Below are 22168 nucleotides of genomic sequence, written 5' to 3' on the forward strand. Positions count from 1 at the left end.
TTCTTTTTGGGGAGAAGCAGCGCATGCATGAATCCAGCGCGCGTTTGATCGCGTTTGCATCGATGGCCCTTCTGATCACCGCATGCAGCGACGGAGACCTGCGTGGCTCTTCGGAACGATCAAAGGATGGCGGCACGTACCTCGTCGTCGCTGACGACAACGGCGGCCAGTGCGGCCCCCTCCTGGTCGATGGCAAGCCATGGGGTTATCGCATCGGTGAGCCCGGGCCGATCGCGCCAGGCGTGCATCAGATCTTTTGCGGCGTTGGCAGCGCTTTCGACGTGAAGTCCGGAACGGTCTACAGGTTCGACTATTGGGGCCCTTGAACGGGAGCGGTCGGCATATCGCGCGCAATCGCGCGATAAACGCCGTAGAACGCGATCGCTCCAATGAAGCCCGCTAGTGCGAAGGGCCAAGGATCCATCGGCCAGTGCAACCACGCTGCGGGTGTGACCTTTCCATCGACCATCAAGTCCACGCCGTTGACCGACGAACTCACGCCGGGCCTGTCTCGTGGGATCGATGCGATCAGGATCGGCACATAACCGACAGCGGCACCCGCCAAGGCCATCCAGTGCAGGCGAAACCACCCCTTGCGACGCAACCACCACGCCGTCGGGACACCGAGCACGCACGCGAAAACCAAGGCGAACAGGAAGACCAGGATGGCGACGTTGCGCGCGGAGTCCTTCTCGAGGAACAGCAGCAAGATCCACACGAGAAACGCCGGCGCGAGCGCCGAAGCCAACGTGGCCCACACCGTCGGGAAGGGCAATCGGAACGCACGCATGGTCGTCCTTGGCGAAGTCGTCCCGCCGAGGATGCCGGAATCAGCAGGTCAACGCACCGCCGCCGACTGCCCATAAAACTGATCCGGCGTGATCCGCGCATACGGATGATCGACCAACTGCCGCATGATCCCGCGGCGCGCATCCAACCCGAGGGACGCCGACGTCATGACCCCCAGGTACAGCGCTTCCTCGCGCCCTTCGTACTTCCGCGGATACGTCACCAGGATGTAGTTCCCGTCCCGCCCGCGATACGCGTTCATCAGCCACATGGCGCCGCCCCCTGCTTCCCGATCCTTGTGGGTTTTGCCATTCCAACGCGGGGGCTCGCTCGGGCCGGACAAGCGGCCGCCCGGGGCGTCCTTTCCCCCAGTCAGTAATGCAAATGGGTACTTAGCCACTCGCTCACTTCCTCCGCCCCGTGGCCTTCCCAGGCCTTGCGGAGCGAGATGACGTAGATGGTGTCCTCGGGGTGCGCCTGCTTGCGGATCCGTGCCAGCAACTGGTTCGCGAATTCCGCCGTGGTCACCGCATAGGCCGACGAGGAGAGCTTCGCCCAGCCCGGCGACTTCTTGATTTCCTCGAGCACGGCGGGGCGCCGCTGGCCGGGCTCGCTGAGGTCGAAGGTGACGAGGAAGACGCTCATACCCTCGAACAACGCCGAATCCGGCGCCGGCGGACCGAGAAAAATTCTCGCCAAGCGCGGTCACTGCGTTACCACCGGTGGCGGGTCTTGCCGCACTGCGGTGTCGTGTTACACAGCGCCCCGGGGAAGGACACCCCAGGGAGCACACCATGCAGTTGCTCTATGCCTCGCCGAGCTTCGGCTTCGGGCACACGTTGCGCACCGCATTGGAAGGCGAAGGCATTCGCGCGTTCTGCTCGGAGGCGGAAGATCCGGCGACGACGCTCGAGGAGCCGATGTCGGGCCCGCAGACGCGCGTGTATGTCGCACCGGACGATTACGCGCGGGCGGTGGAAGTGTTGGAGCGGATGTTGGTGGATGACGAGCCGGCGGAGATCACGCCCGTTGCAGCGGAGCCGCAGGTGCCGATGTGGGCGGCGATCGTGGTGCTGGTGTTCGGGATCGTGGTGGCGGGGGCGATCGTGTCGCAGTGACCGATGCGGTCAACACAATGTTTGGCCTGAAAAGACAGCCCCGCCGAAGCGGGGCCGAATACGAGAACCAGCAGGCTTGTCATCACCTTGCTGGCCCTGCCTCCGTTACTACCTTGCGGCCTGGCGGAGGTCTTGGGATGTCGGCCATGCCGACGAGATCGGCCGGGATTCTGGCGATGGAGCATTGCGAGCGCAAGTGGCTCCAGCCGCATCGAATGCAGGACAATTCTCCCTAAGCTGTACTCATCCGCTGACCAGGCTCGTTGGCATGACCCGCAATCGATTCGCGCAGTTCCTCCTCACGCTTGCTCTCGCGCCTTCCATCGCCTCCGCGATCGCCGCGGAGACGCCAACCACCACGCGCGACTCCGGCGACGCCGTCCACCTCTTCGGCTACACGCCGAAGCCCGGGATGGAAGAGCAATTCGACTCGGGCTACCAGAAGCACCTCGCGTGGCACCACGCGCACCAGGATCCGCTGGTCTGGTACGGCTGGAGCGTGACGCACGGGCCGCGCATGGGGATGTTCATCGACGGCACGTTTGGTGCGCCGTTCGCGGCCTTCGATCAGCGCGTGGCGCCCGCCGAAGACGGCAAGGATGCGGATCGCACTTTCATGCCTTTCGCGCAGCCGGCCTTTCGCGAAGCCTATCGCCTGCGCCGCGACCTCAGCACCGGCACGCCGCTGGAACAGTGGCAGCCGACGTCGATGGTCGAGGTGCGCCATTACAAAGTGAAGCTCGGCAAGACGGTGCAGTTCGAGCAGCTCGCCAAGCGCATGCGCGACGTCGCGGGCGGGAAGGGTGTGTACACGTGGTACCAGGGCGTGGGTGGCACCGCGTCGCCGGAGTACATGCTGATGGTGGCGCGCGATGGGTGGGCGAGTTTCGACCGCGTGCCCGGCGATCTCGAATCCGCGCTGGCGAGCGTCGATGACGCTGCAACCGGGCGTCAGTTGCTCGCCGCTTACGCCGCGAGCGTCGACGAAGTCACCAGCGAGATCTGGCGTTACCGCAGCGAGATGAGCCTGATTCCATCGAACACGAGCCCGCAGCCGTGAGTCACGCGGGCAACGGCCCCGTGCCGTGCCGCGAGACTACCTGCCACCGCCCGTTGCGCCGCACCCACACGTCGGTCACCAGGAACGCGCCGCTCCAATCCTGATCGCCCACCGTCGCCTTCTGGCGCGTACGCGCGTGCACGATCGCGACATCGCCGAAGGGCCGCACGCGCACTTCGTCCCAGGTGAAGGACGTGCCGCGAATGGGGCCCATCGCGCCATCGAGCCACGCGGTCTTGTCCAACAACATGCCGCGCGCGCTGGTGAGCAGGAAGTCGTCCGCCAGGATCGCCTCGCAAGTCGCGCGATCCTTGTCGAGCCACGCCTGCATCCATCGGGCTTCGAGGGTCGGGAGGGCGGTCTCGGGGTCGTCCATCGCTCGGGCTCCGGTCGCATCGCTGGCCCGGGCGGGCCGCGCGGCGCAATATGGCACACGCGGCCGTGCCGGGAGAAACGCGTGTTGGATGACCTGATCGCCTCGATGACGGACGCCGAGCTGCGTTACATCGCCGGCCGCGACTACGGTTGCGAGCTCGATGCCCATCTGACGGCGTTGCGTCGCGTGTTGTTCGACCAGCGCGGCGAGTTCGCAGCAGGCGACAACGGGTATCCCTACGAAGTCGTCGAGCTCTGCGCGCACCACCTGGAGCAGGGCCACGAACGCGAGTTTGCGTTGTGCACGCTGCTCGTCATTCGCGCAGCCGCCACGGGGTTCGATCGGTCGACTTCGCTCGAACTGAAGTTCGATGCCCAAGCGGACAGTTACCAGGCGCTTCCGCCACCGCTGCGCGATGCCATCCTCGCGGCGCTCATGGAGGTTGAGCTGGAAGGCGACGTGCCGTTGTCGCGATGGGATCCGGAATCGTAGCCATGCCGACCCGCGTCGCGAACATCGGCGTGAACGGACAGGTCCTGCGGCAGCAGGCGACGCCTGATCTCGCCATCGCACACCTGCGCCCCACGATCCCCGAGCACGACATCCACCACCACCAGCACACCGACATGCACCTGGTGTTGCTGTTGGCGGGCCGCTACGTCAGCGATGCAGCGGGTATGCCGGATGTTTGCGCCGAGCCCGCCGTCATCTTCAACCCACCGGGCACCGAGCATCGCGATCGCTTCCGCTCACGCGACGGCCTGTTCCTCACGCTGACGATGCCCGCCGACACCTTCGCGCGCTTCTGCGATGGCATGCCGAGCAACGACCAGCCCCGCCGCTTGCCACGCCAATCACTGCCCACCGCGATGCGTTTGCTGCGCGAAGTGTGGGCGTGGGAAGACGCCTCGCCGCTCGCCATCGAATCGATCTTCAGCGAACTCGTCGTCGATGCGCAGCAACCACCCACGACCGACGCGACCGACAAACTCCAACGCGTCCTCGACCGCCTCGAAGCCGACACCACCACCCCCTCGCTGCAGGAACTCGCGACCCTCGCCGACTTCCACCCCGTCTACCTCGCCCGCGCCTTCCGCAAACGCTTCGGCGTCTCGCCCAGCGATTACATCCGCAAGCGCCGCCTGCACCGCGCGATCTCGCTGATCGCGCAAGGCCGCACCCTCGCCAACGCCGCTGCGGAACTGGGCTTCGTCGACGAAAGCCACCTGCACCGCAGCTTCGTCGCCGAGTTCGGCATGACGCCGGGCGCCTTCCGCCGCCTCGCCCTCGGCCGCGCCGAGGTTTCGCAGATACAAGATGCCCGCCTGCGCAGGTGTTAGCTTGCGCGGCATGAAACGCACCCTGCTGACTTGCGGCCTCGCCGCTGCCACCTTCTCCGCCACCGCCGCGGATCCTGCCAAGTTCGACCACGCCACCAAGGCGGTCGAAAACGGTGACTTCAAGACCATCACCAGCATCCTGGTCGCGCAGGACGGCAAGATCGTCTACGAGCATTACTTCGACAAGGACGGCGCAGAAGCGCGGCGCAACACACGTTCGGCGACCAAAACCATCGCGGGCATGCTCGCGGGCCTGGCGGTCGAAGACGGCAAGCTCCCGGGCCCGAAGGCGCGCATCTTCGACGTCCTCCCGCCCGCGCGCCGCGCCAACATGCAGAACCGCGACCCGCGCAAGGAAGCGATCACGGTCGAAGACCTGCTCACGATGTCCTCGATCGTCGAATGCGACGACGAAAACCAGATGTCGCGCGGCAACGAAGAGCGCATGTACCTGATCGAGGATTGGGTGCAGTTCTACGTCGACCTGCCGGTGCAGGGCTTCCCCGCGTGGATGCCGAAGCCCGCCGATTCCCCGCACGGCCGCAGCTTTCGTTACTGCACGTCCGGCGTGACCACGCTGGGTGAAGTCGTCCAGTCCGCCGTGCACGAGCCGCTGCAGGAATACGCACAACGCCGTCTGTTCGATCCGCTCGGCATCCAGAAACCCGAATGGCAGTTCTCGCCGCTGGGCCTGGCGCAGGCGGGCGGTGGTTTGGGCTTGCGCACGCGTGACCTGTGGAAGCTCGGCCAGTTGTATCTCGACGGCGGCCGCGCGAACGGCAAGCAGGTGATGCCCGAGGCTTGGGTGCGCGCATCGCTCTCGCCGCAGGCCTTCGCGCGCGACGAGGCCGACTACGGCTACCTGTGGTGGCTGATGAAGATCCCCGTCGGCGACAAGACCGTCGTGGCACCCACGATGGCGGGCACCGGTGGCAATGCGGTCTTCCTGCTGCAGGACAAGCACGCGGTGGTCGTCATCACCACCACCAACTACAACGAGCGCCAGCCGCACCTGCTCACGTTCAAGCTGCTCACGCAGGAGCTGATCCCGGCGCTTTAACCGGGTCGCACGCGGAAGATCACGTTGTCGCGATACGGCGTGCCCAAGGCTTCCGCGTGCTGTCCCTGCGCCTGCATGTAGCGCTGCACCTCCGGCCAGTGCGCGGTCGAGGTCACCCACACGTCGTGGGGATTGTTGCGGTCGTCGATCAGCTCGCTGCGTGCGTCTTCGTCGAAGCGCGGGTTGATCGCCGACGTCGGCGGTCGCGGGAACGCCGCGAGCGTGATGTCCTCCACTTCCGCATTCAGATGCACGCGCAACCCATAGCGCGGCACCTGGTCGACGAACACCACCTCGCGCACCGGCCCGCCCACGCGCGTCTGGATGGCTTGCGCCAACGCACGCGCATCCTGCATTGACTCGAGCATCCCGCCTGCGAAGCGCAGCGCGATGAGCAGCGGCACCCACACGATCAAGCGGCGCCAGGGCAACGCATCCTCGAACTCCCCTTGCCGCTGCGCCACCATCAACGCGATCGGCGCGAACAAGGGCAGCACGTACAAGGGCAGCCGCGAACGCGCGATGCAGAACACCACCAGCGGCAGGAACCACCACGCGAACAACAGCAACGCCCTGCTGTCGCCCTGCGACTTCTCCTTCGTCAGCCATACCAGTCCGCGTTGCGGCAACCGGCGCAGCCACGCGAGCCATTCCAGCGTCCACGGCATCGTCCCGATCAACAAGGTCGGCACATACACCACCAACCACCCGTACCACTCCCCGTGCCGGCTGAACTCATTGGTCGCCACGCGATCGGCGACCTCGCGCCCCAGGAAGTAATGCAGCAACGCGGGATTGCGCGAGACCACCACGACGAACCACCAGAGCGCGAGCACCACGAACACCAGCAGCGCAAACGGATGGAACGCGCGACGACGCGAAGGCGCGAGGAGCTCCACCGCCACGATGGCGAGCAAGGGCAACAACCCCGGCGGCCCCTTGGTCAGGAAGGCGAGCGCGAACGCCGCCCACATCAGCACGTCCCAGAACAGTCGCCCGTCGCCCCATCGCAACTCCGCATAGGCCCACAACGCGAGCGTCTCCCACGCGGTGAGCAGGAAATCCGTCGTGACCAATTGCGAAGCGAGCGCCGGCGCCAACATCGTCGCGAACACCAGCGCCGCAAACACCTCGCGCCCCGGCGCCACCCTCCGCGCAGTGCGCATCACGCACCACGTCGCGAACAAGTAGGCCAGCGCCACGGGCAATCGCGCAGACCACGTATTCATCCCGAACACGCTGAAGCTCGCCGCGATCGCCCAATACGTCAGCGGCGGCTTGGTCCAGTGACCGACCTCGTGGTTGCGGTGCGGCATGATCCAGTCGCCGCTGGACACCATGTTGGCCGCGACGTTGGTGTAACGCCCTTCGTCGGGGTCCCACAACCCGCGACTGCCGAGGAAGGCGAAGGCCAGGACGACCGCGACCAGCGCGACGATCCACTGCGCCCGTGCCGAAACCGTGCGGCTGATCGCCGGTGCGGTCGGCGCACCCGTCGGAAAGGCGACATCGAGCGGCATGCGCGAGGGGCTCCCGAGAACGGGACGGGGCCAGCTTGCTGCGCGCCCTATGTGGTTTGTCTCAGCCCAATCTCAGGCGCTTGTTAATGCGGCCGCGACTTAACCGCGAATTCACCGCCGCCCCCTTACCGTCGCCGCGGGATTCCAGGGTTGGCAGCAGTCGCATGATCGGCAATGTAAAGGTGCGCTTCGACGCGTGTCGGGTGGAGGTCGTCTTCCACGGTCCTGTGAGCTACCAGGATCGGATGGACACGATGGACATCGTCTGCCCCATCCTGCTCGTCCACAAATTCACCCGCGTGCTGCTCGATTTCAGCAACGCCTGGCCCAACACCACCCTCGGCGCGACGCGCGCGGAGTTCATCGCACGCATCGAAGCCGAGCCGGCGATGGCGGGCGCGTGCCTGGCCTTCGTCCACGGCTCCGAATCGCACACCATGCCCACCGAACACGCCTCGCATGTCGCAGGCTTCGTCGCGCGGCGCTTCTACGACCGCGACTCGGCCACCGCATGGCTCGACGCGACCGCGCCGGAAACCGAAGGCCCGCAGTGCAGGTGCGAGCCCCTGCCCGCAAGGCCGATGGCGTGACGCCTTCACGCGCGCCTCGCGTTGCTGATGGCAGCGCAACGTGCGAGCGAAACTTTCACGCAGCCCATCCGCGAACCGGTTAGCGTGCGCCCACGCTGCCCCCGCAGCGCGAACAACCGAAGGCTGACGATGGGCCTGCTCAACGTGTACCGCGCGCCCGACGGCTACGTGCTCGCCACGAACGCCGAGGCAGTGCCGTGTCCCTCCTATGCATGGCTCGGTTGCGTCTCGCCCGAAGTCTTCGAGGCACCGCTGCGCGACCAGATCGAACGCGACTTGCAGGATGCAGAGTTCGTGACGCTCAGTGCTGATCAGTTCTTCGGCGTGAAAATCGTACAGCCGGCGGAAACCGTGGTCGGCGACGGCAATCCCCCGAACGAGTGAAGTTGCTGAGTCATTTACGCGGCATCACGCACGCAAAGCGAAACCTTTACGCAAACGCAATGCGAAACGCGTAGCGTTTGCGGCCGCTGCGCATGGGGCGCAGTTGGGGAGGATGAGTCAGATGCGTCTGCTCAACGTCTACCGCGCGCCGCACGGGTACCTGCTTGCGCCCAAGCCTGAAGGCGTGCCCTGTCCGCATTACACATGGCTCGGCTACGTCTCGACCGACTCGTTCGACGAACGCGTGCAACGCCAGCTCGCGCGCGACCTGGAGTTCGAAGCGTTCGCCGTGCTCACCGCCTCGCAGTTCTACGGCGTGCGCCACCACGATCCTTCGCCGCGGCACTAAGGCGTCGGCGTGGCCTGCGCCAGGCGCATGCGGCCGTCGGCATCCTTCTGCGCCGACCAACCGCTCGCCAACTTCAGCGTCATGCCTTGCGGCGTCGGCCACGGCACGTACACCGCCTTCCAATCGTGCTCGATGCGCACGGGCGCGCCCTCGGATTGCAGCGAACCCCAATCGCTGGTGAGCGTGATCTTGTCGTAGACCGATGAACCATCGGGCATCGGATAGACGCGATTGGGATCGAAGTCGAGCTGGATGCGTGCGAGCGGCAAGCGCAGACCCTTGGCATCGGAGGTTTCGGTCGTCGCGGCATTGAGCACCGCCAGGCGCTTCACCGCGCGCGTGTGTTCCTCGTAGCGGATCGACTCGCCGCCGTAGGCCACCGTGTCGAGTTCCTTCGCGGGTTTGCGGCGCGGAACGAGATCCGGAAGATCGGCGTCGGGTTGCTTGCGCAACTTGGTCCGCCACTCCGGTTCGAGCATGTCGAGCAGCAAGCCCCACGCCGGCCCGCTCACGTAAGCGAAGCTGCGCGAGAACGACGGCCGCTCGGCACCGTGCACCAGCGCCTTCTGCGTCAGCCACAGCGGATCGGTCGACAGCTTGACGCCCGTGTACTCCGCGAGCCCCTCGTGGCGCATCTGCTCGCGCTCTTCTTTCGCGGCATCGGGCGCCAACGCCAGGCGCTTCTGGCGGAAGGCGAGCGCCTGTTCGGTGTGGTGCGTGCGTTCGTCGCCGCCAGTGTTCAACGCAAACTCGAGCGCCTTCCATTCCAGGCGCATCCAATAGCGCGCGTCCTCCGAATCCAGGTGCGAGGCGACCGCCATGTTGTTCGGCAGCCCGATCTCGGCCTGGTGGACGTGGAAGGACTCGTGGTAGATGAGCGCGCGCACCTCTGCGGCGTCTTCCGGCAGCGGCCCGAGGACCATCACCCACTTGCGTCCGCCCCAATCCACGGACGTGTTGGCGCGCGTGGCAGGCAAGGGCGCCGCCGGCCGGGGCTCGCTGGTCAGCAGGATCTTGCCGTCCGGCCCGACGACCACGATGGGCGCGCAGAGCGACATGTTCCAGAGACCGCGGCCGACGGCGTCGCAGTCGCGGGTGTAATCGCGGAGGACGGCTTCGACGGGCGAGGGCGGCGTTTGCGCGCCTGCCAGCGTCGAAGCGATCAAGGCCATGCTGCCGAGTGCGATGCGCTTGTGCATGAAGGTCTCCGCGGCTTGGCGTGAGGATACAGCCGCTGTAACGGCGACGCGCTCCGGGAGAGGTCAGCTGTGGGTAGCGCGGCCGTCAGACCCCGGGTCGCGCGTGGAAACCCAACGCGTTGGCCACCACCGGCACCGCCTCGTCGTCGCGCATGTGCGCGATCCAACCCGCGTAGGCATCGGCGCCGGTTTCGTAGGTCCAGAGGGTGTAGTGGTACTCGCGCAATTGGTCGAAGGCGCGCTGCAGCAGGGCGGGGGCGTCGGTGTTGGCGAGGAACTCGGCGTCGGAGGGGTCTTCGGTGTCCCAATCGATCCGGAGGCCGAAGCGCGCGGCAAGCTCATCGAGGACTTCGACCAGCCCGCCGACATCGCGCTCGGCGATCCAGAAGCCGGATTTCCAATCGATCGCGTCGCGCAGGACTTCGGTGGGCGCGTCACCGGAGGCGAGGCCTTCGCGCGCCTGGTTGAACTGGAGCAGGGCAGCGTCCTCGTCGCCGGGATTGATGAGCAACAGGAACTGCCACGCAACGGCTTCGAGCGCGGCGTCGTCGTCCAGGTCTTCCGAGGAATGGAAGGACTGGGCGAAGTTGTCGTCGGGGTCGAAGTCGTCGAAGTCGGGCATGGGGGAAGCGTATGCCTTGGACCGGTGCAAGGCTACTTCACGCCGGGGAACGTCTTCACGTACTTGATCTTGAAATCGGCAAAGCGGTTGACGATCTGGATCTTGTAGTCGGGGAACTGCTTGACGATCTGCCATCGGCCCGGCGAGTTGGCGAAGTCATCGACGAGTTGAACGTGGAGATCCGCGAGGTGCTCGACCACCTGAACCTTGTAGTCGGCGAATCGATTCACGATCTGGATCTTGCCGTAGATGACGGACAGATCGTTCGGCCTGGGCATGGGTTGGCTCGGGGGAGTGCGGTAGTTCGGACACAGTAACCCGTCATGTCCGGCAACATAGCTGCCCAAAGATCAAACGGAGCAGTTAATCGCTGCAATGTAGCGACCCAAACCTGAAATGGAGCAGTGAATCGCTGCAATGTAGCTACTCAAACCTGAAATGGAGCAGTGAAAAGCTGCAACGTAGCTATTCGAACCTGAAATGGAGCAGTGGATCGCTGCGATGTAGCTATCCAAACCTGAAATGGAGCAGTAAAAAGCTGCAACGTAGCTATTCGAAGTTGAAATGGAGCAGTGAAAAGCTGCAATGGAGCAATTCAAAGCTGCAATGGAGCAATAAAAATGCCATCGATGGGGTCCGCCACCCCAACGACGGCCAAAACAACGCCATCGACGCCCACCAGGACGTCATCGATGGCGTTGGAACAAGCAATCGCGGGATCGCGCGCGTCCCGGCCCGGACGCCCTCAGCCGACGGCCACTGCCGGCGCCCGATCGACCGCCTCGTCGACCCAGCGCTGGTGGGCGGCATTCCACACATCGGCCTCGCCCGCGATGCCCGCCACCCGGCGCGCGCTTTCGATGCATTCCTCCCAGGTGCGATGGCTCCCGCTGCCCACGGCGACCTGGTGCATGCCGTCTTCGTAGAGGGCCCAGCGCCAACGGAGGCGGGCGTCGCGGTGGAGGATGAATTGGCGGCGGAAGTCGGACATTGGGAGCCTCGTGACTAGCGGGGGGCTCTGATTGCAGCAGCGTGGCATCGATTTGGCTACGGACTATGAGTCACATCGCTCTTGTGCCGAAAATTCGGCACGCGCGGGCAGCTACTCGCCGCGATCAATACCTGAAAGCTCAGGAATTCCGAGCGACAGGAGCAGTTCGAATACCGCGTCATAGTGCCTTGGTGGTCGAGTCCAATCCTCGGAGTCACCCTCAGGAACAACTATCACCATGCCTTGCCTAGCACGGGTTAAGAGAACGCGATACGCATTGAGCAGATATCGACGACGCCTCTCGTCAACAACGCGCTTCCATTTGCTTCCCTGGAACTTGTGGAAGCTCCAGGCGTCGTCTTCGAATCTCAAATCACCATCCCAAACGACGCACGTCCAATCCAGTTCTAGCCCCTGAATCTGAAATTCGGTGGCCGGATCCTCAAGGAAGTACGAAGATCGAACGTCCTCTGCGTCACTCAGAAACCAAGGCACTGGATCCGTTTTTACTCGTACATCAACGCCAAGCGGCCGAAGGCGCTGCGCACCAGACGACACCACTATCCCGAATCGCTCGCTGCCACGCGCCTTCGACCTTAGCCATCTCTTGGCAAGTGAGAGGTCTCGTCCCAAGAACACCGGGTACTGCACAAGGATCCTTTTCAACGCGGCTCTTGCCTCGTCTAACCGCAGATCGAGGAAATCGTTGACGAAGCTAGAAACCTGATCCGCACGAAACGAGCGCACAGACGACGCTAAATGAAGAGACGGATCGTATTGGACAGTTGCGACTGACTCCAACTCGCTCAACAGCGTCGTGTCGAGGGACGATTCATTGACTAGGCATGGCGATACGTGCACATGCCAGTGTGGAAAGCGTTCTTTGATCGCAGCCAGCCACGCTCCGATTCCGGCCTCGCCCTTATTGATCTCTTGTCCCATGCCGACTAGGCAGACAATCACCGCCCATTCGTGGCGATCCATGCAGGAGATCAGAAATTCAGGCTCTGAATCCCGGAAATCCACATCGCCATGCTGCGCCTGCATGAAGACGGAAGTGGTCTTGTGATCCCAAGCGCGCTGCGCTTCGTCGAATAGCACCACGTTGTTGATCGGCGGGCGACGATCGCGGTAGTACTCATCTCTAAAGTGATGGATGTTCTGAATGAACGTCTTCACCTTTCGAGCAGCATCCCGCACGGTGAGCCTCTCGCCCAACAATTCCCGCTTCCGCACCTCATCGCGAGCTAAGGCGGCCTGAAGGACTGCGACGAGCGGACCATTGCCCGATAGAAACACGCTGTGAGAGCGGTCGGCGCGTCCTGCCTGCCGGGTGGCGACATCTAAACCAACCAGCGTCTTGCCAGCACCCGGAACTCCAGTCACGAAGCAGATGATCTTCTTTTGAGCGAGCTCAGCCAGCCGGATAAGGTCAGAAACTCTATTGCTCGTAACGGCGAGATTCTCCGCGCCGGCATCATTGCGCGTAATTTCCGTAACGCCATGCCCCGCGTAAAGAACGCGAGCAGCCTCGACGATAGTGGGCGTCGGTTGGTACCTACCTGACTCCCACCATGAGGCTGAGATTGTCAGTCCCGACGTTTCCCCTAGACCTAGTAGGAGCGCTTCGCGGAGCGTTGAGCCCGAGCAGCCAATCGGCGGCAATACCCCGTCCGCTACTCCCGCATGTGCCAGCCGTGCTATGCCATTCGCCTCCGTCGCCACAACGACAGGAACAATAGGAAGATCTAGGCTCGAGCTGTGGAAGTACTTAAGGTCCAGCGCGTAATCCCACACCTGGTCGACTGCGGCTCGCGAGAATCGAACTGCACCTACCTTGAATTCGATCACGAACAATGCGTGGTCTAGTACGACCACTGTGTCGATTCGCCGGCCCAAGCGGGGGACATCGAACTCAAGGTAGATAGAGCCTCGACCTGAGAACTCCACCAGCTCTCGTTGCAATACCGATATCTGACCAACCCAAGCGCCGCGATCTAGTGGAGTGATATCTGCCCACGAGCGCACGACGAGGCCACCGAGAATCGCTTCCGGATCTGCGCGAAGAAAGTCTTCGACGGGCGCGCCATAGGCCCATCTAATTGGACGCTCAACCGCGTCTTCCCCGTACATGCGAGATTTCCCAGGCCCCTGCCTAGAGAAATCTTACTCCACGATGGAACTATTCCTATTGGCTCCCTGACGCCATCGCAAGCGCACAGGCTGATTACTTTTGGTCACCAGTCGGATATCGGATCAGCAACGCCTGGGCGATAAGGCCCGCCAATTCAGTACTGATCGCGCGTTGGCCCCGCTCATCGGCCATGAACGATGCGCCCCTTCCAGAGGGATTGAAGACACGCACGTTCTCCCTTGTGTTCCGCCCTGTGATGTCAATCCACCAGCCTGGTAGCGCTAGGGCGGGCTCAACAGGTACCGCGGTATTCAAGGTTTTCTGTAAATAGTTACGCAACCACTGAGCCTGGCGAGAGGCTTGCTCCAGTGGCGCCTTAGAAACGCAATGAGGAAATCGCAGGGATTCGCCGTCAAACTTCAACTTATGACTATCGTTCGTCGACTTAGCTGGTTTACGAACCGACTTGGTCTCAACCATATAGACGGCACGCGGCCCAATTACCACGTGATCCAGGTTGAAGCCTTCAGCCGGAACGTCGTGAAGCACCGAGCAGCCGGAGGCGACAAGTCGGTTCAATTCTTGTGCGGTAAACAACTCAGCTTTGAGCCCTTCGCGTGCGCGCCGCCTAAGCGTTCCGTGGCGAATAATGTATGCAACTGCGCCTCCAAAAAAAGCGAGAAAATACGGACCCAGCCAAAACAGCAGAACAAGTGCTGACTGAAGGTTGTCCGTGTGATCTTCTATCCGCTTTCGTAATTGCTCGCCGGCGCCAAAGATCGCTTTTCCTTCCAGGGGAGACCGCCGCCCGTCGCGTTCTTGCCACTTCCGATGCAGCCAAAGAAAGGCAATGGCGAGAGCGGTAGGCACAAAGACGGACGCAATCACAAGAAGGGTAGAAGGCGACATTCTTCAAAGGCTCCGTGTTTGCGTATGACAGCAAGATTCGCAGGATTGAACACATTTACGTGAGAACCAAGAAAAAGTCCCGGGTGAATCCCGCTATCCTCGGCCGATGGCGTCGAAGGGCATCGCCACCTGCGGTGGTGCGCGCTAGAACACTTCCCACCACGCCGGCACCGGAATGAACGGCATGTACTCCTTCCATCCGAACAGGAAGGAGAACGCCACATGGATCGCCGGCGACGAGAGGAAGGCCAGCACCAGGTACTTCACCAACTCGCGGCCCGTGAGTCGGAACGCCAGCGGCGGCAGCACCAGCGTCGCGAGCGCCGGCACCGTGTAATAGATCCACCACGGCAGGCCGGCGTTATTGCCGTACTTGGCGAACACCATCCCACCGACGACCACGATGGAGGCCACGCCCGCGATCGCCGCCGCGCGCGGGCGCACGCTGCGATGCCGGGTGACGAGGTGCAGGATCGCGACGAAGGCGATCAGCGAGACGGCGACAAAACTCCAGAAGCGCACGGCATCCGACGACACGGCGACCCTTCCCCCTGAGGCAGACGCCAGCATACCGGGATGGCCTGCATCAACGCGCAAACACCCCGCGGTCGCGCCGCGGCTCGCAGCGCAGGTACTGATTCGGCGGGCGCACGCTCGCGCCCAACGTCGCCGCTGCATGCCACGGCCAGCGCGGATCCCACAACACACCGCGCGCGATCGCAATCAGGTCTGCATCGCCATGCTGCACGATCGCTTCCGCGTGCTCGGGTTCGGTGATCAGCCCGACCGCGACCACGGGAATGTCCACGGCCTGCTTCACAGCGCGGGCAAGCGGCACTTGGTAACCGGGGCCGAGCGGGATGCGTTGTTGCGGATGCACGCCGCCGCTCGACACATGGATGGCATCGCAACCGCGCGCCTGCAACGCCTTCGCATATTCGATGGTCTGCGCGATGTCCCAGCCGCCGTCCATCCAGTCGGTGCCGGAGACGCGCACGCTCACGGCGCGCTCGCGCGGGAAGGCCTCGCGCACCGCTTCGAACACTTCCAGCGGGAAGCGCATGCGGTTTTCCAGGCTGCCGCCGTAGCGGTCGCCACGCTGGTTGGAGAGGGGTGACAGGAACTGGTGCAGCAGGTAGCCGTGCGCGCTATGGATCTGCACGGCGTTGATGCCCAGGCGCGCGGCGCGTTGCGCGGCGGCGGCAAAGGCGTCGCGCACGCGGTGCAGGCCGTCCTGGTCGAGCGCGTGCGGGGGATGTTCGCCATCGTGTTGCGGGACGGCGGAGGGCGCTTGGGTCTGCCAACCGCGCGCATCGTCGGGCGGCAGTTGCGCGCCGCCGTCCCAAGGCACTTCACACGAGGCCTTGCGTCCTGCGTGCGCGAGTTGAATCGCGATCGGCATGTCGGACCAGCGGCGGATCGCGGCGAGCGTCGGGCGCATCGCGGCCTCGGTGTCGTCGTCCCACAGGCCGAGGTCGGCATGCGTGATGCGTCCTTCGGGGAGCACGGCCGTGGCTTCGATCGTCAGCAGCGCGGCGCAGCTCATTGCGAGCTGGCCGAGGTGGATCGTGTGCCAGTCGTTCATGCGCCCGCCCTCGCAGGCGTACTGGCACATGGGCGCGATGACGATGCGGTTGGCGAGCGTGAGGTTCCGGATCGCAAGCGGTTCGAAAAGCATCGGGCGCGACATGGGGCGTCCTGGGTTCGGGGGCATGCGCACCTTAATACGCGCGCGTGGGCGCTGCGTTGAACCACGCGCGCGCAGGATGCCATTGACCTTGTGGGGCCGATCTCGCTGCGCCGGAGGTGCGTCATGCGCGCGAACTCTTCCATTCGAACGTTGCTTGCGCTGGCACTTTGGGTCGCGATGGGCGCGCACGCGCAAACCGCGCCGCAGATCGTCTGGTCCGCGCCGAATCCCAATCTGCTTGCCAACTCCATCCAAGGCGTCGCGTGGGCGCCGGCCAATGGCCGCGTCTCCGTCGGCTCGACGGATCGATGGGTGCGCTCGCGTAACTCGGCCAACGGCGCGCTGCTCTTCTCCGTCCTGCAACCGCATCGCTCCGGCTCCGCCGACCAGGTGTTCTATTCCACCGACAGCACCCTGCTCGGCGTACACAACAGCGATCGCGGCGGCGCGTTCCGCATCCATCGCGCGTCCGATGGCGTGTTCCTCGGCACGCTGGTCATCACCATCCAGCCCAATGGCGTAGTCACGTTCACCCCCGATGCACAACTGACGGCGGCGACGGGCGACACCACCGACGCGCGTTTCCGCATCGCCGACTTCTCTGTCGTGCGCTTGGTCGGCAGCGGCTATCCCAAGATCGCCACCAACTGGGTGTTCTCACCGGATCGCACGCTGCAGGCCTCCGCGTCGCAAGGCACCATTACGATCCAGCGACGCAGCGATGGGGCCACCGTGCGCCTGCTCACCGCGGGGGCATCGCGTGGTACGACGCCGATGGCGTTCTCACCGGATAGCACGCAGCTGGCGGCCTGGGCCTCCACGCCAGATGAAACCGATCTGTTCCGCATCTCCGACGGCGCGCTGGTGATGCGCTTCCCCGATGCGACGAACAACGCGGGCGTGGTCGCGCTGCGCTTCTCGCCTGGCGGCACGCGCCTGGTCACAACGGGTTACACGCCCTTCGTGGCGAACGACGGCACGCTGAACCAGCGCGGGGCGATCCGCTTCTTCCGCGTGGCCGACGGCGCGCTGCGGCACAACTTCGACGCAGGCACCGGCATCGGCGTGACATCGCCCGTGGCGTGGTCGCCGAACTTCACGCGGTTCGTGTATGGCACCTACGAAGGAGCGGCCGTGGTCGCGGTCGTGCCGTCGCCCTGACACCCATCCCCTAAACGGTGCATGTCCTTTCGCGCTGCATCACGCGTTGGAATTTGCATGCACTTTGGACCGGGGTTGGAATCATGAAAGCGATGTTGTCGCTCGCCGTGGCCGCGGCGATCGCCTGTGGCGCTGCCTCTGCCGCGCAAAAGACGCTGCAGCTTCCTGAAGACTCTGCCGTCTCCGGCAATCTCAACGGCACGTCCCCCACGCGCGTCTGCCGCACAGGCGCGCGCTGGATCCGCCTCGGTTTCGAATCGCTGGCGTTACAGGGCAACGATTCACTCGAGCTCACCAGTTCGCAGAACGAGCGGCAGGTGCTCAAGGGCGATCGCTGGAAGGACCGCAGTTTCTACACGCGCGCACTCCGCGGCAGCTGTGTCTCGATTACCACGCACTTCTCCAACCCCGGAAGCGGCTACGCCTTGTCCGGCTACCAGGCGGGCATGCAATCGCTGGCCGACACCACGTCGATCGCTGCAGGCGCCGGCGATCTGTGCGCGGGCACCGGCAGTGGCTGCAAGGCGAGCTCCGATGTCGTCATCGCGATCAACCCGAATGTCGCGCTCGCCTTCGGCGACAACGCCTACGAGAACGGCTCCCTCAACGACTACAACACCCGCTACGACCCCAACTGGGGCCGCTTCAAGGCGATCACGCAGCCGGTCCCGGGCAACCACGAATACAACACGGCGAACGCCACCGGTTACTTCGACTACTTCAATGGCGTCGGCAACCAATCCGGCCCCGCGGGCAATCGCGGCGAAGGCTGGTACAGCTACGACCTGGGCGATTGGCACTTCATCGCGTTGAACAGCCGCAACGGCGGCACGATCTCCACGGCGCAACTCGATTGGCTGGATGCCGACCTGCGCGCGAACACCAAGCCCTGCACGGCGGCCTATTGGCACCACCCCTTCATCAGTCGCGGCAACTACACCGGCTACATCGCGCTGAAGGCGTTCTGGGATCGCCTGTATGCCTCGCGCGTGGACCTGGTGTTCACCGGGCACGACCACAACTACCAGCGCTGGACGCCGATGGATGGCAACAAGGTCGCGCAAGCCGACGGCGTGCGGCAGGTGATCGTCGGCACGGGCGGCAACACGACGTACCCGGTCAACGGCACGCATGCGCTGCTCGAAGTGAAGCAAAGCAGCACGCGCGGCGTGATCGCACTGACCCTGGGTGCCACCGGTTACATCGCGGAATTCGAACCCGTTGCAGGCGGCACCTGGACCGATTCCTTCGAAGGCACCTGCCACCGCAGCCAGGGCGTGGTGGGCGACTACTTCCTGTCCGCCTCGGCCACCATCTCGATCACGCGCGGCGGTGCGAGTGGCGGCAAGATCATCACCCTCCGCAGCTACGGGGAATTCAATGCGCCGGTGGCGATGTCGGTCACCGGGCTCCCCACGGGCGTCACCGCCACCTGGACGGGCAATCCGTCCACCCCGCCCGCCGACGGCAATTCCGGCCCGCGCGTCAGCCTGCGCGCCTCCAGCAGCGCTACTCCCGGTAGCTACCCGGTGACCGTGAACGGAACGAATGGCCCATTCACGCGTAGCGTGACGTTTACCCTGACAGTGAGATGAACACCTGGCCGCTGGGGAGCGGCCATCTCAAACCCGCTTCACGCATCGGGGTATCTAGTGGGAAACCACCCACTGGAGTGACGATTTCGATATGGGGGAGTCGATTTCATGTCCATCAGGACGATGGCTGCGCACGGCGTGATCCGCCAATCCTTGCTCCACGGCGCGTGGCCGTGGATCCGGATGGGCGCGCAGACGGCCACGGTGGTCGTGCTCGCCCTGGCGATGGATGCGCCGGACTTCGGGCGCTACGCAACGGCGCTCGCCATCGCGTCCTGCATCGCGCCCTTGCTGGTCGTGGGGCCGGCGTTCGTCTACCTCGACAGCCATGCCGCCTTCGGTTCCACCCGCGAGCAGATCGCGACGGTGTGGACGCGCGCCTTGCTGGTGCTCGGGTGCGTGGCCGCCGCCGGGCTGGTGGCGTGCATGGCCTTGCTGGCGGGCGAATGGACGCAATGGGGGTTGTGGTTCCTCGTCGGGCTCAGCGACATCGTGCTGATGGGGTTCGTCGAGATGCGCGCGCGGCGCCACCAGGCGGCGGCGGAGTTCAACTCGATGGGGGCCTGGCAGGCGGCGCCGTACATCGTGCGGCTCGGGTTGGCGGCGCTGTTCGTGCGCGCCGGCGTCCAGCTGCCATTGGCGACGTGGGTGTGGTTGGCCTTCGGCGTGACCTTCGTCCTCGCGCTCGGCGCGAACCGGGTCAAGCGCCAGGATGCGCCGCGCGGACTGGATTCGCTGGTGCGCCTGGTGCGCGTGGGTTTCCGCTACGGCAGCTACGGCGTCGCGAAGCATGTGATCGCCGATGGCGACAAGCCCTTCGTTGCGGGCATCGTCGCGCCCGTTGCCAGCGGTGCCTTGTTCCTCGCGCAGCGCGTGGTCGACCTGGTCTCCTTCCCGCTGCAGGTCGCCATCGCCAATGCCTTGCCGCGTTTGCTCGAGGCCCGTCCGGAGATGCGAGCGGGGGCGTGGCGCCGCGCCTTGTTGTGGCCTGCGTTGTATGCGGTGATGGCGAGTGCGTTATTGCTGGGCGTGTCGGAAGTGCTGCGCGGCCTGGGGCCGGATTACACGATCGCGGTGATGGCCGTCGCGTGGTTGTGGTGGTTGCCGATCCTCGGGTTTATCCGCGGCACGTTGGGCAACGCGGCGGTGTTGTCGGGGCGCAGCGATGCCTACGTGCGTGCGCTTTCGTTGGGCGCGGGGATGCGCATCCTCGGTGCGATCTGCCTGCTTGGCCTGTTCGGGTGGGAAGGCGCGCTGGCGAGCCTGCTGCTCGCCGAATGCGTGGTGATCGTGTATCTGCTCGCCGCCTCGCGCAGGCCGCGGCAAGTGGTGGCGACGGAGCCAGGCGCCCATCGATGAATGCGGTGCGCGATTCGGGTTAGAGTCCGGCGCACTCACCATCGACGCAAGAGGACGCCGTGGCATCTGCAACGCAGGATCTCGACCTGTTCGTCCGTGACGCATTGGCGAAAGGCGCATCGAAGGAACAGATCGCCGCGACGTTGGGCGGGGCAGGGTGGTCGACGGAGCAAGTGACGCGGGCCTTGTCCGCGTTCTCGGACGTGCCCTTCGTCGTTCCGGTGCCCAAGCCGCGTGCCACGATGTCGGCGCGCGAAGCCTTCTTCTATCTGCTGATGTTCGCCGCGTTGTATATGGCGGCGTTCCATCTGTGCGATCTGGTGTTCGATTTGCTGGATGGTGCGGACAGCGCCGCGGATGCGTTGGCCGGCAGGAGTCGCGCGGACATTCGCTGGTCGATGGCAACGTTGCTCATCGCGTTTCCCGTGTTCCTGTGGATGTCGCGCCTGGTCGGGCGCAACGTCGCGCGCGATCCGCTCCAGCGCTTGTCGCCGGTGCGCCGTTGGCTCACCTATCTCACGCTCTTCCTTGCGGCGCTCGCGCTGATCATCGATGCGATCACGCTGGTGTCGCGCTTCTTCGGCGGCGACCTGCGGTGGGTGTTCCTCCTGAAGGTGCTCACGGTGGCGGCCGTGGCCGGCGCGATCTTCGGCCATTACCTGCGCGACCTGCGCCGGGGCGAGGAACCAGCAGGGTCTGCGTCCGCCGACCGGTTCGGCGGATTGCTCGCGGCAGCCAGCACGCTCGCCGTCCTCGGCGCGGTCGTGTGGGGGGTGGTCGTCACCGGCTCGCCGTCGGAAATGCGGCAGATCCGCATCGACGCACACCGCGTCAAGGACATCGACGAGATCGTCGACGCCGTTCGAGACCACGCGAAGGAAGCAGGCAGCCTCCCGACCTCCCTCGATCCCATCGCGGCGGAGCCGGGCAGTCGATTGGCACTGCGCGATCCGGAAACCGCCGCACCGTATGAATACGTGCGCGTGGACGACACGCATTTCCGCGTGTGCGCCCGATTTGCCACCGACACCGCGCATGCGAGGCCCGAGGGTTACCCGGCGGAACTGACGCCATGGAACCACGGCGCCGGCCAGCACTGCTTCACGCGCAGTTGGAAGCCGAAGGAATCGATCAACGAAGAAGCGGCAAGCGGGGTCGAGAGCGCGGGTCCCTGATCGATTGACGCGAGGCGCACCTCACCGCGCCTCGCTGATCGCCTCGATCTTCCCGTCCCGCATCTCGATGCGGATGGTCTTGCCGTCGCGGTACCACTCCCAGGTCTCGCTCAACATCGCGCCGAAGCGGTTCTCGTTCTGCACGACGTTGTCCGGCTTGCCGAGCAACTGGCGCGCCTTGCCCGAGGGATCGCCGTCGACCAGCACATGCGGCCCGATGGCCAGCGTGTCGGCGAAGGCGGGGTGGGCGAGCAGCAGCAACATCGGCAGCAGGGCGCGTTTCATGGAACGACTCCGGGTGGGGGTGGTCCCATCCTGTCGAACCGATCCACGCCGATTGCCTATTTATTGGCATGCGATGGACGGCGGGCCGGACGCAGCGGCGATTCCCGTTGTGTCCGGCACATGGGTCCCTCAAGACCGAAGGTGAGTCCAATGCCCAAGTTCGTCATCGAACGCGAGGTTCCCGGTGCCGGCCAACTGACGTCGGCCGAACTGCAGAGCATCGCCAAGCGTTCCAATGGTGTGTTGCGCCAGCTCGGCCCCGAGATCCAGTGGGTCGAGAGCTATGTCACCGGCAATCACCTGCATTGCGTCTACGTGGCGCCGGACGAAGAGATGGTGCGCGAGCACGGCCGCCTCGGCGGCTTCCCGGTGACGCGCGTGTTCCAGGTGGCCCACGTCATCGACCCGACGACGGCCGAGACCCTCTGATCCCGGCCCAACGCCACGCCGAGGGGGCGATCC

General features: G+C 64.8%; 28 protein-coding genes. 14 read left to right on the top strand and 14 right to left on the bottom strand.

Features of this window, described 5'->3' with window-relative positions:
* The first annotated feature begins 23 nt into the window (after positions 1-23).
* Complete coding sequence (locus LVB87_RS05785; RefSeq protein ID WP_232899943.1) at positions 24-326, top strand: hypothetical protein; 303 nt, start codon at positions 24-26, stop codon at positions 324-326.
* Here LVB87_RS05785 and LVB87_RS05790 read toward each other — a convergent pair.
* The 3 genes from LVB87_RS05790 to LVB87_RS05800 form a co-directional block, all read right to left on the bottom strand.
* Positions 311-748 carry a hypothetical protein gene (locus LVB87_RS05790; protein WP_232899944.1) on the bottom strand — a complete coding sequence of 146 codons (438 nt, stop codon included), beginning with the start codon at positions 746-748 and terminating at the stop codon, positions 311-313. The genes LVB87_RS05785 and LVB87_RS05790 overlap by 16 nt on opposite strands.
* Before the next feature lie 90 nt (positions 749-838).
* Entirely contained in the window at positions 839-1060 is a 222-nt protein-coding gene (locus tag LVB87_RS05795) for a hypothetical protein (RefSeq protein WP_232899945.1), read from the bottom strand.
* Positions 1061-1161: 101 nt separating this feature from the next.
* Entirely contained in the window at positions 1162-1434 is a 273-nt protein-coding gene (locus LVB87_RS05800) for a hypothetical protein (protein ID WP_232899946.1), read from the bottom strand.
* A 149-nt stretch (positions 1435-1583) separates the two neighbouring features.
* Between LVB87_RS05800 and LVB87_RS05805 the strand changes: the two genes are divergently transcribed.
* Entirely contained in the window at positions 1584-1907 is a 324-nt protein-coding gene (locus tag LVB87_RS05805) for a hypothetical protein (protein WP_232899947.1), read from the top strand.
* Positions 1908-2175: 268 nt separating this feature from the next.
* Positions 2176-2967, top strand: coding sequence for a hypothetical protein (locus tag LVB87_RS05810; protein ID WP_232899948.1), 792 nt, complete (start codon positions 2176-2178; stop codon positions 2965-2967).
* A gap of 1 nt (position 2968) precedes the next feature.
* Here the strand turns inward: LVB87_RS05810 and LVB87_RS05815 are convergent, their stop codons facing one another.
* Positions 2969-3343, bottom strand: coding sequence for a nuclear transport factor 2 family protein (locus LVB87_RS05815; RefSeq protein ID WP_232899949.1), 375 nt, complete (start codon positions 3341-3343; stop codon positions 2969-2971).
* An 81-nt stretch (positions 3344-3424) separates the two neighbouring features.
* Between LVB87_RS05815 and LVB87_RS05820 the strand changes: the two genes are divergently transcribed.
* The 3 genes from LVB87_RS05820 to LVB87_RS05830 are packed head-to-tail and all read left to right on the top strand — an operon-like array spanning position 3425 to position 5743.
* Positions 3425-3835, top strand: a complete 411-nt coding sequence (locus LVB87_RS05820) for a hypothetical protein (protein ID WP_232899950.1) — start codon at positions 3425-3427, stop codon at positions 3833-3835.
* A 2-nt stretch (positions 3836-3837) separates the two neighbouring features.
* Positions 3838-4683, top strand: coding sequence for an AraC family transcriptional regulator (locus tag LVB87_RS05825; protein ID WP_232899951.1), 846 nt, complete (start codon positions 3838-3840; stop codon positions 4681-4683).
* A 10-nt stretch (positions 4684-4693) separates the two neighbouring features.
* The gene (locus LVB87_RS05830; RefSeq protein WP_232899952.1) at positions 4694-5743 is read left to right on the top strand and encodes a serine hydrolase; all 1050 of its coding nucleotides are present in this window, start codon (positions 4694-4696) and stop codon (positions 5741-5743) included.
* Here the strand turns inward: LVB87_RS05830 and LVB87_RS05835 are convergent.
* Complete coding sequence (locus LVB87_RS05835) at positions 5740-7263, bottom strand: glycosyltransferase family 39 protein (protein ID WP_232899953.1); 1524 nt, start codon at positions 7261-7263, stop codon at positions 5740-5742. The two genes, LVB87_RS05830 and LVB87_RS05835, sit on opposite strands and share 4 nt — an antisense overlap.
* 164 nt (positions 7264-7427) lie before the next feature.
* Here LVB87_RS05835 and LVB87_RS05840 point away from each other — a divergent pair, with 164 nt between their 5' ends.
* From LVB87_RS05840 to LVB87_RS05850, 3 genes are all read left to right on the top strand, one after another.
* Positions 7428-7853 carry a hypothetical protein gene (locus LVB87_RS05840; protein ID WP_232899954.1) on the top strand — a complete coding sequence of 142 codons (426 nt, stop codon included), beginning with the start codon at positions 7428-7430 and terminating at the stop codon, positions 7851-7853.
* Between the two features lie 129 nt (positions 7854-7982).
* Positions 7983-8237 carry a hypothetical protein gene (locus LVB87_RS05845; RefSeq protein WP_232899955.1) on the top strand — a complete coding sequence of 85 codons (255 nt, stop codon included), beginning with the start codon at positions 7983-7985 and terminating at the stop codon, positions 8235-8237.
* Positions 8238-8358: 121 nt separating this feature from the next.
* Complete coding sequence (locus tag LVB87_RS05850; protein ID WP_232899956.1) at positions 8359-8586, top strand: hypothetical protein; 228 nt, start codon at positions 8359-8361, stop codon at positions 8584-8586.
* On the opposite strand, the gene LVB87_RS05855 is transcribed toward LVB87_RS05850, so the two are convergent.
* The 8 genes from LVB87_RS05855 to LVB87_RS05890 form a co-directional block, all read right to left on the bottom strand.
* Positions 8583-9785, bottom strand: coding sequence for a hypothetical protein (locus LVB87_RS05855; protein ID WP_232899957.1), 1203 nt, complete (start codon positions 9783-9785; stop codon positions 8583-8585). The two genes, LVB87_RS05850 and LVB87_RS05855, sit on opposite strands and share 4 nt — an antisense overlap.
* 85 nt (positions 9786-9870) lie before the next feature.
* Positions 9871-10407: a hypothetical protein gene (locus LVB87_RS05860; RefSeq protein WP_232899958.1), complete on the bottom strand. Its 537-nt coding sequence runs from the start codon at positions 10405-10407 to the stop codon at positions 9871-9873.
* A gap of 32 nt (positions 10408-10439) precedes the next feature.
* Positions 10440-10685: a hypothetical protein gene (locus LVB87_RS05865; RefSeq protein ID WP_232899959.1), complete on the bottom strand. Its 246-nt coding sequence runs from the start codon at positions 10683-10685 to the stop codon at positions 10440-10442.
* 467 nt (positions 10686-11152) lie between these two features.
* Positions 11153-11398 carry a hypothetical protein gene (locus LVB87_RS05870; RefSeq protein WP_232899960.1) on the bottom strand — a complete coding sequence of 82 codons (246 nt, stop codon included), beginning with the start codon at positions 11396-11398 and terminating at the stop codon, positions 11153-11155.
* A 111-nt stretch (positions 11399-11509) separates the two neighbouring features.
* Positions 11510-13531 carry a DUF2075 domain-containing protein gene (locus tag LVB87_RS05875; protein WP_232899961.1) on the bottom strand — a complete coding sequence of 674 codons (2022 nt, stop codon included), beginning with the start codon at positions 13529-13531 and terminating at the stop codon, positions 11510-11512.
* A gap of 94 nt (positions 13532-13625) precedes the next feature.
* Positions 13626-14441 carry a nuclease-related domain-containing protein gene (locus tag LVB87_RS05880; protein WP_232899962.1) on the bottom strand — a complete coding sequence of 272 codons (816 nt, stop codon included), beginning with the start codon at positions 14439-14441 and terminating at the stop codon, positions 13626-13628.
* A 144-nt stretch (positions 14442-14585) separates the two neighbouring features.
* Complete coding sequence (locus LVB87_RS05885; RefSeq protein ID WP_232899963.1) at positions 14586-14978, bottom strand: hypothetical protein; 393 nt, start codon at positions 14976-14978, stop codon at positions 14586-14588.
* Between the two features lie 49 nt (positions 14979-15027).
* Positions 15028-16131, bottom strand: coding sequence for an NADH:flavin oxidoreductase/NADH oxidase (locus tag LVB87_RS05890; protein ID WP_232899964.1), 1104 nt, complete (start codon positions 16129-16131; stop codon positions 15028-15030).
* A gap of 123 nt (positions 16132-16254) precedes the next feature.
* Between LVB87_RS05890 and LVB87_RS05895 the strand changes: the two genes are divergently transcribed.
* The 4 genes from LVB87_RS05895 to LVB87_RS05910 all read left to right on the top strand — a co-directional run bounded on the left by LVB87_RS05895 (position 16255) and on the right by LVB87_RS05910 (position 21421).
* Positions 16255-17292 (top strand): WD40 repeat domain-containing protein, encoded by a 1038-nt coding sequence (locus LVB87_RS05895; RefSeq protein WP_232899965.1) that lies wholly within the window; start codon positions 16255-16257, stop codon positions 17290-17292.
* A gap of 83 nt (positions 17293-17375) precedes the next feature.
* Positions 17376-18887: a metallophosphoesterase gene (locus LVB87_RS05900; RefSeq protein ID WP_232899966.1), complete on the top strand. Its 1512-nt coding sequence runs from the start codon at positions 17376-17378 to the stop codon at positions 18885-18887.
* 108 nt (positions 18888-18995) lie between these two features.
* Complete coding sequence (locus LVB87_RS05905; protein ID WP_232899967.1) at positions 18996-20246, top strand: hypothetical protein; 1251 nt, start codon at positions 18996-18998, stop codon at positions 20244-20246.
* A 59-nt stretch (positions 20247-20305) separates the two neighbouring features.
* Positions 20306-21421 carry a DUF5671 domain-containing protein gene (locus tag LVB87_RS05910; protein WP_232899968.1) on the top strand — a complete coding sequence of 372 codons (1116 nt, stop codon included), beginning with the start codon at positions 20306-20308 and terminating at the stop codon, positions 21419-21421.
* 21 nt (positions 21422-21442) lie between these two features.
* Here the strand turns inward: LVB87_RS05910 and LVB87_RS05915 are convergent, their stop codons facing one another.
* Positions 21443-21706 (bottom strand): hypothetical protein, encoded by a 264-nt coding sequence (locus LVB87_RS05915; protein WP_232899969.1) that lies wholly within the window; start codon positions 21704-21706, stop codon positions 21443-21445.
* A 150-nt stretch (positions 21707-21856) separates the two neighbouring features.
* Here LVB87_RS05915 and LVB87_RS05920 point away from each other — a divergent pair, with 150 nt between their 5' ends.
* The gene (locus tag LVB87_RS05920; protein ID WP_232899970.1) at positions 21857-22135 is read left to right on the top strand and encodes a DUF4242 domain-containing protein; all 279 of its coding nucleotides are present in this window, start codon (positions 21857-21859) and stop codon (positions 22133-22135) included.
* Positions 22136-22168: the final 33 nt, after the last annotated feature.

Origin of the sequence: Lysobacter sp. KIS68-7 (assembly GCF_021284745.1) — a bacterium.
GTDB lineage: Bacteria > Pseudomonadota > Gammaproteobacteria > Xanthomonadales > Xanthomonadaceae > Noviluteimonas.

Bases quoted from the DNA above. Each gene is read 5' to 3' on its own strand.
- LVB87_RS05785 (WP_232899943.1), top strand. From the start codon at position 24: ATGCATGAATCCAGCGCGCGTTTGATCGCGTTTGCATCGATGGCCCTT.
- LVB87_RS05795 (WP_232899945.1), bottom strand. From the start codon at position 1,060: ATGTGGCTGATGAACGCGTATCGCGGGCGGGACGGGAACTACATCCTG.
- LVB87_RS05800 (WP_232899946.1), bottom strand. From the start codon at position 1,434: ATGAGCGTCTTCCTCGTCACCTTCGACCTCAGCGAGCCCGGCCAGCGG.
- LVB87_RS05805 (WP_232899947.1), top strand. From the start codon at position 1,584: ATGCAGTTGCTCTATGCCTCGCCGAGCTTCGGCTTCGGGCACACGTTG.
- LVB87_RS05810 (WP_232899948.1), top strand. From the start codon at position 2,176: ATGACCCGCAATCGATTCGCGCAGTTCCTCCTCACGCTTGCTCTCGCG.
- LVB87_RS05815 (WP_232899949.1), bottom strand. From the start codon at position 3,343: ATGGACGACCCCGAGACCGCCCTCCCGACCCTCGAAGCCCGATGGATG.
- LVB87_RS05825 (WP_232899951.1), top strand. From the start codon at position 3,838: ATGCCGACCCGCGTCGCGAACATCGGCGTGAACGGACAGGTCCTGCGG.
- LVB87_RS05830 (WP_232899952.1), top strand. From the start codon at position 4,694: ATGAAACGCACCCTGCTGACTTGCGGCCTCGCCGCTGCCACCTTCTCC.
- LVB87_RS05835 (WP_232899953.1), bottom strand. From the start codon at position 7,263: ATGCCGCTCGATGTCGCCTTTCCGACGGGTGCGCCGACCGCACCGGCG.
- LVB87_RS05840 (WP_232899954.1), top strand. From the start codon at position 7,428: ATGATCGGCAATGTAAAGGTGCGCTTCGACGCGTGTCGGGTGGAGGTC.
- LVB87_RS05845 (WP_232899955.1), top strand. From the start codon at position 7,983: ATGGGCCTGCTCAACGTGTACCGCGCGCCCGACGGCTACGTGCTCGCC.
- LVB87_RS05850 (WP_232899956.1), top strand. From the start codon at position 8,359: ATGCGTCTGCTCAACGTCTACCGCGCGCCGCACGGGTACCTGCTTGCG.
- LVB87_RS05855 (WP_232899957.1), bottom strand. From the start codon at position 9,785: ATGCACAAGCGCATCGCACTCGGCAGCATGGCCTTGATCGCTTCGACG.
- LVB87_RS05860 (WP_232899958.1), bottom strand. From the start codon at position 10,407: ATGCCCGACTTCGACGACTTCGACCCCGACGACAACTTCGCCCAGTCC.
- LVB87_RS05865 (WP_232899959.1), bottom strand. From the start codon at position 10,685: ATGCCCAGGCCGAACGATCTGTCCGTCATCTACGGCAAGATCCAGATC.
- LVB87_RS05870 (WP_232899960.1), bottom strand. From the start codon at position 11,398: ATGTCCGACTTCCGCCGCCAATTCATCCTCCACCGCGACGCCCGCCTC.
- LVB87_RS05875 (WP_232899961.1), bottom strand. From the start codon at position 13,531: ATGTACGGGGAAGACGCGGTTGAGCGTCCAATTAGATGGGCCTATGGC.
- LVB87_RS05880 (WP_232899962.1), bottom strand. From the start codon at position 14,441: ATGTCGCCTTCTACCCTTCTTGTGATTGCGTCCGTCTTTGTGCCTACC.
- LVB87_RS05890 (WP_232899964.1), bottom strand. From the start codon at position 16,131: ATGTCGCGCCCGATGCTTTTCGAACCGCTTGCGATCCGGAACCTCACG.
- LVB87_RS05895 (WP_232899965.1), top strand. From the start codon at position 16,255: ATGCGCGCGAACTCTTCCATTCGAACGTTGCTTGCGCTGGCACTTTGG.
- LVB87_RS05900 (WP_232899966.1), top strand. From the start codon at position 17,376: ATGAAAGCGATGTTGTCGCTCGCCGTGGCCGCGGCGATCGCCTGTGGC.
- LVB87_RS05905 (WP_232899967.1), top strand. From the start codon at position 18,996: ATGTCCATCAGGACGATGGCTGCGCACGGCGTGATCCGCCAATCCTTG.
- LVB87_RS05915 (WP_232899969.1), bottom strand. From the start codon at position 21,706: ATGAAACGCGCCCTGCTGCCGATGTTGCTGCTGCTCGCCCACCCCGCC.
- LVB87_RS05920 (WP_232899970.1), top strand. From the start codon at position 21,857: ATGCCCAAGTTCGTCATCGAACGCGAGGTTCCCGGTGCCGGCCAACTG.